Raw genomic sequence first — 11,578 nt, 5'->3', positions numbered from 1 at the left:
GGCGTGCGGGCGCGGGCGGCCCGGGCGTGGCGCGCGGTGCGCTGGTACGTGGGCGCGCTGCTGGGCGACGACGACCACGCGCGCTACGTCGCGCACCTCGCGCGCACCTCCCCGGGGGCCACGCCGCTGGGCGTCGGGGAGTACTGGCGCGAGCGGCACGCGCACACCGCGCGGCACCCGGGCTCGCGCTGCTGCTGAGCCCCGTGGTCCGAGCCGCGGGCCGGGCGCGCTCCGACCCGACGCGCTCAGGGCGCGAGCGTCGGGTAGCTCGTCCGCCAGCCGTCGACGAGCCACCGCCCCTCGACCGGGACGAGGTACAGGGTGTGGTCGGTGTCGTAGACGCGCTCCCCGTCGGGGGCGCCGAAGACGCGCTGGTAGGAGAACGTGACGGCAAGGCGTGCGGCGCCGGCCTCGGGCGCCACGAGCTCCACGGTGGGCTGCCCGGTCGGCCGGTAGGGCTCGATGCTCCCGACCTGCTCCGTCGCGGCGGCGCCGTCGGCGGTGCGGGGCGGGTCGGACTCCCCAGCGCCAGGATCCGCGGGGTCCGCGCCCGGGGCCGGCGCGACGGGAGGGACGAGCGCGCTCGACGGGACGAGCGCCGAGACGGTCGGCTGGTCGCCGGACTCGAACGCGTCCACGAGGAGCGACCACGCCGACGGCGTGAGGTGCACGGCGACGGGCTCGAAGTACGCGAGCAGGAGCGGTCCGTCGCCGTCGGGCCGCTGCGTCTGCTCCGAGGTCTCCATCACGACGTCGAACGCCTCGATCGCCTGGGCCGCGAACGTGCTCAGGTCCGCCGCGGCGAAGTGCGCACCGGCGTCCGCGGGCAGCGCGAGAGCGGCAGGGTCGTAGACGAGGGCGTCCGCGAGCTGCTCGAGGGGCGCACCCGCGTCGCCGCCCGGCGCGGTCGGCGCCGAGCTCGCCGTGGAGCTCGCCGGCGTCGAGCTCTCGACGGGTACCGGGTCCGCGGCGGGGGTCGGTCCGGCGCACGCCGCGAGGACCAGCAGGGCGGCGACCACGAGCGCGGGCGCACGCGTGGAGGGCATGGCCGTCCTCCCTCCTCGCCGCAGCGACGGCAGCATCCGGTCGAGGTCCCGTGGGGCCTCCTGCCGTCCAGATCGGCACGGCCCGGGGGCCGCATGAGCCGTGGCGAGCGTTTCCGTATGCCGGACACGTGAACCACCATGCGAGACGCGCCACGGGGTGAGGTGACATCCCCGCGGGTGCGGCGTAGAGTCCCGGACGTGCAGACGATCCTCCTTCTCGTAGTACCTGAGCGCGCCGGCTGAGGCGACCTCGTCACCAGGTCTCGTCGCGCGCTCACCCCTCGTCCAGCCCGTTCCGGGCCGAGGGGTTTTTCTATGTCGGCGGCAGGCTCGCCCGCGCGGACGGACGACAGCACCGCACAGCACGACCCGAGCTCCACCAGCACCGAAGCCAGGGAGAAACCGATGGTCCAGGGTCCCCACCCGGCACCCCCGCGCACGCCGGCCACGCCGGCCTCCGTGCGCGTCACCGCCGATCCGCGCAGCGCCGAGGTCACGCGCGACGTCGCCGTCGGCCCCGAGCGCGTCACGGGTGCCCAGTCGATCGTCCGCTCGCTCGAGGAGGCCGGCGTCGAGGTGGTCTTCGGCATCCCCGGCGGCGCGATCCTGCCGACCTACGACCCGCTCATGGACTCGAAGCGCGTCCGGCACATCCTCGTGCGGCACGAGCAGGGCGGCGGCCACGCGGCGCAGGGCTACGCGCACGCCACCGGGAAGGTCGGCGTGTGCATGGCGACGTCCGGCCCGGGCGCGACGAACCTGGTGACCCCGATCGCCGACGCGCACATGGACTCGATCCCGCTCGTGGCGATCACCGGCCAGGTCGGTGCGTCGCTCATCGGGACGGACGCGTTCCAGGAGGCCGACATCGTCGGCATCACGCTGCCGGTCACCAAGCACAACTACCTCGTGACCGACCCCGACGAGATCCCGCGGGTCATCGCCGAGGCGTTCCACATCGCGTCGACCGGCCGGCCCGGCCCGGTGCTCGTCGACATCGCGAAGTCGGCGATGCAGACGGACACCACCTTCTCGTGGCCGCAGGAGCTCAAGCTCCCCGGCTACCACCCGGTGACGAAGCCGCACGCGAAGCAGATCCGCGAGGCGGCCCGGCTGCTCGCGACCGCCCGCCGGCCGGTGCTCTACGTGGGCGGCGGCGTGATCCGCTCGCGCGCGTCGGAGGCCCTGCGCAAGCTCGTCGACGCGTCGGGCGCGCCCGTCGTGACGACGCTCATGGCCCGCGGCGCGCTGCCCGACTCCCACCCGCAGCACCTGGGCATGCCCGGGATGCACGGCACGGTCGCCGCGGTCGCGGCGCTGCAGAAGGCCGACCTGATCGTGAGCCTCGGTGCGCGGTTCGACGACCGCGTGACCGGCAAGCTCTCGAGCTTCGCGCCCGGCGCGACGATCGTGCACGCCGACATCGACCCCGCGGAGATCGGCAAGAACCGCGCCGCGGACGTGCCGATCGTGGGCGACCTCAAGGAAGTCCTCGCCGACCTGCTGCCCGAGCTCGTCAAGGAGCACGCGCAGCACGGCCGGCCCGACCTCGAGGGCTGGTGGAAGCAGGTCGACGCCTGGCGCGAGACGTTCCCGCTGGGCTTCGACGAGCCCGACGACGGCCACCTCGCCCCGCAGCACGTCATCCGCCGGATCGGCGAGATCTCCGGGCCGGAGTCGATCTTCGCCTCGGGCGTGGGCCAGCACCAGATGTGGGCCTCGCAGTTCATCCGCTACGAGCGCCCGAACTCGTGGCTCAACTCCGGCGGGCTCGGGACCATGGGCTTCTCGGTGCCCGCGGCGATGGGCGCGAAGGTCGGCGAGCCCGACCGGACCGTGTGGGCCATCGACGGCGACGGCTGCTTCCAGATGACCAACCAGGAGCTCGCGACCTGCACGATCAACGAGATCCCGATCAAGGTCGCGGTGATCAACAACTCCTCGCTGGGCATGGTGCGGCAGTGGCAGACGCTGTTCTACGAGTCGCGGTACTCGAACACCGATCTGCACACCGGCCACGGCACCGCGCGCGTCCCCGACTTCGTCAAGCTCGCCGAGGCCTACGGCTGCGTGGGGCTGCGGTGCGAGACGACGGCCGACGTCGACGCGACGATCAAGCGCGCGATGGAGATCGACGACCAGCCCGTCGTGGTCGACTTCACGGTCTCGCGCGACGCGATGGTGTGGCCCATGGTCTCGGCCGGCGTGAGCAACGACGAGATCCAGTACGCGCGCGGGATCTCCCCGGCGTGGGACCGGGAGGACTGATGCCCGGCCCCAGTCGCCCCCGAACGCCGGCCCCCGTCACGACCCCGTCGACCCCTGGAGAAGGTGCAGCATGAGCAGGCACACGCTGTCGGTGCTCGTCGAGAACAAGCCCGGCGTGCTTACGCGCGTCGCCGGGCTGTTCGCCCGCCGCTCGTTCAACATCCACTCGCTCGCGGTCGGCCCGACCGAGCACGACGAGATCTCGCGCATCACGGTGGTCGTCGACGTCGAGGCCCTGCCGCTCGAGCAGGTCACGAAGCAGCTCAACAAGCTGATCAACGTGCTCAAGATCGTCGAGCTCGAGGACGCGTCCTCGGTGCAGCGCGAGCTGCTGCTGGTCAAGGTCCGCGCCGAGGCCGCGCAGCGCACGCACGTGCTCGAGGTCGTGCAGCTGTTCCGCGCGCACGTCGTCGACGTCGTCCCCGACGCGGTGACGATCGAGGCCACGGGCAGCCCGGCCAAGCTGACGGCCCTGCTCAACGCGCTCGAGCCGTTCGGCGTCCGCGAGATCGTCCAGTCGGGCACCGTCGCGATCGGCCGCGGCTCGCGCTCGATCACGGACCGCGCGCTCGAGCGGGTCTCCCGCACCGCCTGACCACGCCTGGGCCGGCCCGCCGGACCCGGAGCACCCCGCCCTACGCTTCTGCACGACCCCCCACCAACAAGGAGATCGACCGTGGCTGAGCTGTTCTACGACGACGACGCTGACCTGTCCCTCATCGCCGGCAAGAAGGTCGCCGTCATCGGCTACGGCAGCCAGGGGCACGCGCACGCGCTGAACCTGCGCGACTCGGGCGTCGACGTCACGGTCGGCCTGCGCGAGGGCTCGAGCTCGCGCGTCAAGGCGGAGAACGAGGGCCTGAAGGTCCTGCCCGTCGTCGAGGCCGTCCAGGGTGCCGACGTCGTCGTGATCCTCGCGCCCGACCAGGTGCAGCGTCACCTGTACCGCGACGAGATCGCCCCGAACCTCAAGGACGGCGCGGCCCTCGTCTTCGGCCACGGCTTCAACATCCGCTTCGGCTACATCACGCCCGAGGCCGGCCACGACGTCGTCATGGTCGCCCCCAAGGGCCCGGGCCACATCGTGCGCCGCGAGTACGCGGACGGGCGCGGCGTGCCGGTCATCGTCGCGGTCGAGCAGGACGCGTCCGGCCAGGCGTGGGAGCTCGCGCTCTCGTACGCCAAGGGCATCGGCGGCCTGCGTGCCGGCGGCATCAAGACCACGTTCACCGAGGAGACCGAGACGGACCTCTTCGGCGAGCAGGCCGTGCTCTGCGGCGGCGCGTCGCAGCTCGTCCAGTACGGCTTCGAGACGCTGACCGAGGCCGGCTACCAGCCCGAGGTCGCGTACTTCGAGGTGCTGCACGAGCTCAAGCTCATCGTCGACCTCATGGTCGAGGGCGGCATCGCCAAGCAGCGCTGGAGCGTCTCGGACACCGCCGAGTACGGCGACTACGTCTCGGGCCCCCGGGTCATCGACCCGAGCGTCAAGGAGAACATGAAGGCCGTCCTCGCGGACATCCAGAACGGTGCCTTCGCGAAGCGCTTCATCGACGACCAGGACGCCGGCGCCCCCGAGTTCCAGGAGCTCCGCGCGAAGGGCGAGGCGCACCCGATCGAGTCGACCGGCCGTGAGCTGCGCAAGATGTTCGCGTGGGTCAAGCCGACCGAGGGTGACTACGTCGAGGGCTCGGCCGCGCGCTGACCCGACGCGGCCCGACCGCCGCGCCCGTTCCACCTCGCCCGGCCCGCAGGCCCGCACGGCCTGCGGCGTCGTCGCACCGCACGTCCGCCGAGGGCGGCGTCCCGCACCCGGGGCGCCGCCCTCGGCGTGTGTCGAGGAGTGAGATGTGCGTCCCGGCACGTGGGACGCCCCGCTAGGGTGGCCGCATGACGCGCACCATCGAGCTGGCAGTGATCGCAGGCGACGGCATCGGGACCGAGGTCGTCGAGCAGGGCCTGCTGGCCCTCGACGCGGCGCTCGCCGGCAGCGACGTGACGGTGCGCACCACCGACTTCGACCTCGGCGCCCGCCGCTGGCACGCGACCGGCGAGACGCTCACGGACGCGGACCTCGAGGCGATCCGCGGCCACGAGGCGATCCTGCTCGGCGCGATCGGCGACCCGCAGGTCCCCTCGGGCGTCCTCGAGCGCGGGCTGCTGCTCAAGCTGCGCTTCGCGCTCGACCACTACGTCAACCTGCGCCCCGGGCGGCTCTACCCGGGCGTGACGTCCCCGCTCGCGAACCCCGGTGAGGTCGACTTCGTCGTCGTGCGCGAGGGCACCGAGGGCCCGTACGTCGGCAACGGCGGCGCGATCCGCGTCGGCACGCCCGCCGAGGTCGCGAACGAGGTGAGCGTCAACACCGCGTTCGGCGTCGAGCGGGTCGTGCGCGACGCGTTCGCCCGTGCCGCGGCCCGCCCGCGCAAGAAGCTCACGCTCGTGCACAAGCACAACGTGCTGGTGCACGCGGGCCACCTGTGGCGCCGCACGGTCGACGCGGTCAACGCCGAGTTCCCCGACGTCACGGTCGACTACCTGCACGTCGACGCCGCGACGATCTTCCTCGTGACGAACCCGTCGCGCTTCGACGTCATCGTGACCGACAACCTGTTCGGCGACATCCTCACCGACCTCGCCGCGGCGATCACCGGCGGCATCGGCCTCGCCGCGTCCGCCAACATCAACCCGGACCGCACCGCGCCGAGCATGTTCGAGCCGGTGCACGGCTCCGCGCCGGACATCGCGGGCCAGGGCAAGGCCGACCCGACCGCGACGGTCCTGTCCGTCGCGATGCTCCTCGACCACCTCGGGCTCACCGACGCCGCGGCGTCCGTCGAGCGCGCCGTCGCCGCCGACCTGGCCGAGCGCGGCTCGCTCGGGCGAGTACGGTCGACGGCCGAGGTGGGCAAGGACCTCGCCGCGCGCATCAGCGGCTGACCCGCGCACGGCCCGCTCCCGCGGCGGGCCGGCGCGCGGCGCACGTCCCCCGACCACCCGGCCGTCTCACCCGGTACCGTCAGAACCGTCCCAGGTGAAAGGCCCCCTCATGAGCACCGACACGTCCCCGTCGACCGAGCTGCCGACGTTCGAGATCCGCCCGACGGACACCCCGACCCCCGACGCGGAGCGCGACGCGCTGACCGCGGCGCCGAAGTTCGGGACCGTCTTCACCGACCACATGGCGCGCGTCTCGTGGTCGCACGACACCGGCTGGCACGACCGCCGCGTCGAGCGGTACGGGCCGCTGCAGCTCGACCCCGCGACCGCGGTCCTGCACTACGGCCAGGAGATCTTCGAGGGCCTCAAGGCGTACCCGCACCCGGACGGGTCGGTCTGGACGTTCCGCCCGTGGGCCAACGCCGCCCGGCTCGCCCGGTCGGCGCACCGGCTCGCGCTCCCGGTGCTCACCGAGGCCGACTTCCTCGGCGCGATCACCGCGCTCGTCGCGACCGACCGCGCGTGGGTCCCGACCGGCGACGAGGCGAGCCTGTACCTGCGCCCGTTCATGTACGCCTCGGAGGCCTTCCTCGGCGTCCGCCCGACGCTCGAGGCCGAGTTCCTCGTGATCGCCTCGCCGGTCGGCCCGTACTTCGCGGGCGGCGTCAAGCCGGTGTCGATCTGGGTCGACGACGAGTTCCACCGTGCGGGCCCCGGGGGCACCGGCGACGCGAAGTGCGGCGGCAACTACGCCGCGAGCCTCCTGCCCCAGCGGCAGGCCGCCGCGAACGGCTACGACCAGGTGTGCTTCCTCGACGCCGCGACGAACACGCTGCTCGAGGAGCTCGGCGGCATGAACGTGTTCGTGGTCCGCGCCGACGGCACGGTCGCGACGCCCGAGCTCTCCGGCTCGATCCTCGAGGGCGTCACGCGCTCGTCGATCCTGCAGCTCGCCCGCGACGCCGGCCACGACGTCGAGGAGCGGCGCATCCCGCTCGCCGAGGTGCTCACGGGGCTGTCGGACGGCTCGATCACCGAGGTCTTCGCGTGCGGCACGGCAGCGGTCATCACCCCGATCGGCCGGCTCGCGGGCCGCGGCTGGGAGCACACCGTGGCCGACGGCCAGCCGGGTGCGCTCACCACGCGCATCCGCACCGAGCTCACGGACATCCAGTACGGCCGCGCCGCCGACCGGCACGGCTGGCTGCACCGGCTGGTCTGACCGTCGCCCGTCGCGGCCGTCCGTCACGGGCGGCCGCGCCGGCGGGTCCGCGGCTGCCCGCGGCTGCCCCGCGGCGGCGTCCCGGCGAGCGGACGGGGGCGCGCCGGCGGCATCGCGGCGGGCGGGTGTCCAGCGGGCGAGAGGGACGAGGGGCCGCCGAGGCGCTGTGGCATGATGTGGCGCGTGACACAGCTCAGCCTCATCATCGTGTAGCGCGTCTGCCCACCCGCAGACGCGCCGACCTCCCGCATCCTCGGGGGGTTTTTTTGTTGTCGGGCACCATCCCCGTCCGGCAGCTCGTCGATCGACACTGACACGACAGGCCGGCACCACCCCGCCGGCGGGACCCGCCGGCCGAGGCCGGTTCCCCGAGATCGACGCACGTCCGACCGACCGCACGGAGAGAGCCGATCGTGACCCACCCCAGCACCGAGGGCGCGCGCCCGTTCCACGTCTACGACACGACCCTGCGCGACGGCGCGCAGCAGGAGGGCATGAACCTCTCCGTCGCGGACAAGCTCGCGATCGCCCCGCTGCTCGACGAGCTGGGGGTCGGCTTCATCGAGGGCGGCTGGCCCGGGGCCATCCCGAAGGACACCGAGTTCTTCGCGCGGGCGCGCACCGAGCTCGACCTGAAGCACGCGGTGCTCGCGGCGTTCGGGTCGACGCGCAAGCCCGGGGTCCGGGCGGAGGACGACGCGCAGGTCCGGGCGCTGATCGACTCGCAGGCCCCCGTGGTGACGCTCGTCGCGAAGAGCGACCTGCGGCACGTCGAGCGGGCGCTGCGTACGACCGGCGAGGAGAACCTCGCGATGATCGGCGACACGGTCGCGCTGCTCGTGCGCGAGGGCCGGCGGGTCGTCGTCGACGCCGAGCACTTCTTCGACGGGTTCCGCTTCGACCGGGACTACGCGCTGTCGGCCGCGGTACGCGCGTTCGGGGCCGGCGCCGAGGTCGTCACGCTGTGCGACACCAACGGCGGGATGCTGCCCGACTGGGTCGCCGAGATCGTCGCCGAGGTGCGCGCGGCCGTGGGCCCCGACGCGATCCTCGGCATCCACGCGCACAACGACTCCGGCTGCGCCGTCGCGAACTCCATCGCGGCCGTCGGGGCCGGCTGCGAGCACGTCCAGGGCACGGTCAACGGCTACGGCGAGCGCACGGGCAACGCCGACCTGCTCGCCGTCGTCGCGAACCTCGAGCTCAAGCACGGCCGCACGCTCCTCGCGACCGACGGCGAGGGTGACGGCGGCCTCCCCGAGATGACGCGGATCGCGCACGCGATCAGCGAGATCACCAACATCGCCCCGTTCGCCCGGCAGCCGTACGTCGGCGCCAGCGCGTTCGCGCACAAGGGCGGCCTGCACGCGAGCGCGATCAAGGTCGACCCCGACCTCTACCAGCACATCGACCCGCGGCGTGTCGGCAACGACATGCGCATGCTGATCTCCGACATGGCCGGGCGCGCGGCGATCGAGCTCAAGGGCCGCGAGCTCGGCTTCGACCTCGCGGGGCAGGGCGAGCTCCTCGCGCGCGTGACCAAGCGGGTCAAGGACGCCGAGGCGCAGGGGTACACCTACGACGCGGCCGACGCGTCGTTCGAGCTGCTGCTGGTCGAGGAGCTCAACGGCGGGCGGCCGGGGTACTTCCGGGTCGAGAGCTGGCGGGCGATCGTCGAGCGGGCCGGCGGGCGCGGGGTGCCCGCGACGGCCGAGGCGACCGTCAAGCTGCACGCGGGCGGCGAGCGCATCGTCTCGACCGGGGAGGGGAACGGGCCGGTCAACGCCCTGGACCACGCGCTGCGGCAGGCGCTCGTGCGGGTCTACCCGGTGCTCGAGTCGTTCGAGCTCATCGACTTCAAGGTCCGCATCCTCGACTCGATGCACGGCACGGACGCGGTGACGCGGGTGCTCATCGAGTCGAGCGACGGCCAGACGTCCTGGAGCACCGTCGGCGTCGGCCCGAACCTGCTCGAGGCGTCGTGGGAGGCGCTCACCGACTCGGCGATCTGGGGCCTGTACCACCACGGGGTCGACCCGAGCTGACCGCGACCGCGCGTCGCCGCTCGGGCCGCGGCCCGGGGGAAGCGCGGTGGTCGGGTCCTGCAGCCGACCGCTCGGTCAGCGTAAGGTCAAGGGAGTCTTATCCCTCGTCCGCAGGAGCGCACCGTGCCCGTCGACGTCGCGGCGGCCCCGCCGCACCGGCGCACCCGCCGGTGGCCCTGGTGGGTCGTCGGTGTGCTGCTCGTGCTCGCGGGCGCCTCCGGGCTCGCCGCGCGTCCGTGGGCCTCGGCCGAGCCGCTGCCGTTCCCGTCGCCGTCGGTGAGCCCCGGCTCCACGACCGACGCCCCGACGGTGCTGCCCACGGTCCAGGCCCCGCAGTTCGACGCCGCGTCCGCGGGCGCGCTGCTGCTCGGACGCGAGGAGCTCGAGGAGGCGCTGCCCGGTGACGACCCGCTGGCGGCGTGGCCGGTGCTGCCGTGGGCGTGGGGGGTCCCGGAGGGGTCGCGCGTCGAGCCCGAGCGGTGTGCGCTCGCCCGGACGGTCGTCAGCGCGCCGCCGCTGGCCTACGAGGTCCGCGGCTGGGACGGGCCCTCCGTGCGCGTGCGGCAGGAGGTCGCCGTCGTGGCGGACGAGAGCGCCGCGGCCGACGCCTTCCGCGCGCTCGTCGCGACCGTCGACTCCTGCCCGGAGTACCGGCAGGTCAACCAGGGCGTCGAGGGGGCGTCCTGGGCGGGGGAGCCCGCCACGGAGGCGCAGGGCCGGTTCCCGTCGCTCTGGCAGGAGATCGGGCACACCGCCGAGGGGACGACCGTGCCCGGGTACCGCGGGCACCTCCTCGTGGGCAACGCGATCGTGACCTGGAACGCCGAGGTGATCGGGGGAGCCGGGCGCGAGGACGTCGTCGACCGGCTCGGCGAGGGCGCGGCGCTCGACACGCTGGTGCAGCGGCGGGCCTCGGCCGCGACCGCGGCGCTGCAGGGGACGCCCGGGGGCGCGCCGTAGGGTGACGGGGTGAGCGACGAGACGGTCCTGCGGGGCGAGTACAAGGTGCCCGGCGGCAAGCTCGTCGCGGCCGACGTGACGGTGGTCGACGGGGCCCTCGAGGACGTCCGGGTGAGCGGGGACTTCTTCCTCGAGCCCGACGACGCGCTCGACCGGCTCGGGGGTGCGCTGCGGGGCCGGCCGGCGACCGCCGGCGTCGCGGAGCTCGCCGCCGCGATCGACGGCGCGCTCGGCCCGGACGTCACGCTCGTCGGCTTCACGACCGAGTCCGTGGCGATCGCGGTGCGCCGGGCCCTCGGCCACGCCACGAGCTGGCACGACCACACCTTCGAGCTGCTGCGCATGCCCCCGCAGCACCCCGCGCTGCACTGCGCGCTCGACCAGGTCCTCGCCGAGGAGCTCGCCGCGGGCAGGCGCGGGCCGACGCTGCGGTTCTGGGACTGGGTGGAGCCGGCCGTCGTCATCGGCTCGTTCCAGTCGCTGCGCAACGAGGTCGACGCCGAGGCCGCGGAGCGGCACGGGATCACCGTCGTGCGCCGGGTCTCGGGCGGCGGGGCGATGTTCATGGAGGCGGGCAACTGCATCACGTTCTCGCTCGTGGTCCCGGCCTCGCTCGTCGACGGGCTGTCGTACGAGCAGTCGTACGCCTTCCTGGACGACTGGGTCCTCGGGGCGCTCGCCGACGTCGGCGTCCGGGCCTCGTACGCGGGGCTCAACGACATCGCGTCGCCGGCGGGCAAGATCGCCGGCGCCGCGCAGAAGCGCCTCGCGGGCGGCGCCGTGCTGCACCACGTGACGATGGCGTACGACATCGACGCGGACAAGATGCTCGAGGTCCTGCGCATCGGGCGCGAGAAGCTCTCCGACAAGGGCACGACGAGCGCGAACAAGCGCGTCGACCCCGTGCGGTCCCAGACCGGGATGGCGCGGGCCGACGTGATCGCCGCGTTCGAGGCGCACTTCCGGTCGCGCTACCGGACCGTCGACGGCGCGCTCACGGACGCCGAGCTCGAGCGCGCCGCACATCTCGTCGAGACGCGGTTCGGGACGCCGGAGTGGACGGCACGCGTCCCGTGAGCCCCGCTCCGCGCGACGCG

The 11,578-nt window shown here is 73.8% G+C and carries 10 protein-coding genes; 9 read left to right on the top strand and 1 reads right to left on the bottom strand.

What is annotated here, in order from left to right; genetic code table 11:
* A partial coding sequence (locus AB6N24_RS07885) for a YbdD/YjiX family protein (protein ID WP_412868858.1) occupies positions 1–198 on the top strand: 198 nt, incomplete at its 5' end.
* A 47-nt stretch (positions 199–245) separates the two neighbouring features.
* On the opposite strand, the gene AB6N24_RS07880 is transcribed toward AB6N24_RS07885, so the two are convergent.
* Positions 246–1,046 carry a hypothetical protein gene (locus AB6N24_RS07880; protein WP_412868857.1) on the bottom strand — a complete coding sequence of 267 codons (801 nt, stop codon included), beginning with the start codon at positions 1,044–1,046 and terminating at the stop codon, positions 246–248.
* Between the two features lie 405 nt (positions 1,047–1,451).
* Between AB6N24_RS07880 and AB6N24_RS07875 the strand changes: the two genes are divergently transcribed.
* The 8 genes from AB6N24_RS07875 (at position 1,452) to lplAB (ending at position 11,558) form a co-directional block, all read left to right on the top strand.
* Positions 1,452–3,314, top strand: coding sequence for an acetolactate synthase large subunit (locus AB6N24_RS07875; RefSeq protein ID WP_412868856.1), 1,863 nt, complete (start codon positions 1,452–1,454; stop codon positions 3,312–3,314).
* A 70-nt stretch (positions 3,315–3,384) separates the two neighbouring features.
* Positions 3,385–3,909, top strand: a complete 525-nt coding sequence (gene ilvN / locus AB6N24_RS07870; protein ID WP_258723827.1) for an acetolactate synthase small subunit — start codon at positions 3,385–3,387, stop codon at positions 3,907–3,909.
* A gap of 81 nt (positions 3,910–3,990) precedes the next feature.
* A complete protein-coding gene (gene ilvC, locus AB6N24_RS07865; RefSeq protein WP_412868855.1) occupies positions 3,991–5,019 on the top strand; it encodes a ketol-acid reductoisomerase in 1,029 nt (342 codons plus the stop codon).
* Between the two features lie 185 nt (positions 5,020–5,204).
* On the top strand, positions 5,205–6,254 hold the full coding sequence (locus tag AB6N24_RS07860) for a 3-isopropylmalate dehydrogenase (protein ID WP_412868854.1): 1,050 nt from the start codon (positions 5,205–5,207) through the stop codon (positions 6,252–6,254).
* Between the two features lie 109 nt (positions 6,255–6,363).
* Positions 6,364–7,476: a branched-chain amino acid aminotransferase gene (locus AB6N24_RS07855; RefSeq protein ID WP_412868853.1), complete on the top strand. Its 1,113-nt coding sequence runs from the start codon at positions 6,364–6,366 to the stop codon at positions 7,474–7,476.
* 413 nt (positions 7,477–7,889) lie between these two features.
* The gene (gene cimA / locus AB6N24_RS07850; protein ID WP_412868852.1) at positions 7,890–9,521 is read left to right on the top strand and encodes a citramalate synthase; all 1,632 of its coding nucleotides are present in this window, start codon (positions 7,890–7,892) and stop codon (positions 9,519–9,521) included.
* Between the two features lie 123 nt (positions 9,522–9,644).
* Positions 9,645–10,481, top strand: coding sequence for a hypothetical protein (locus tag AB6N24_RS07845; protein WP_412868851.1), 837 nt, complete (start codon positions 9,645–9,647; stop codon positions 10,479–10,481).
* A 27-nt stretch (positions 10,482–10,508) separates the two neighbouring features.
* A complete protein-coding gene (gene lplAB / locus AB6N24_RS07840) occupies positions 10,509–11,558 on the top strand; it encodes a lipoate-protein ligase LplAB (protein ID WP_412868859.1) in 1,050 nt (349 codons plus the stop codon).
* The last annotated feature ends 20 nt before the right edge of the window (positions 11,559–11,578 follow it).

The organism is Cellulomonas jepli (assembly GCF_047229345.1).
GTDB lineage: Bacteria > Actinomycetota > Actinomycetes > Actinomycetales > Cellulomonadaceae > Cellulomonas_A.
This window is presented reverse-complemented; position numbering and strand designations above follow the sequence as displayed.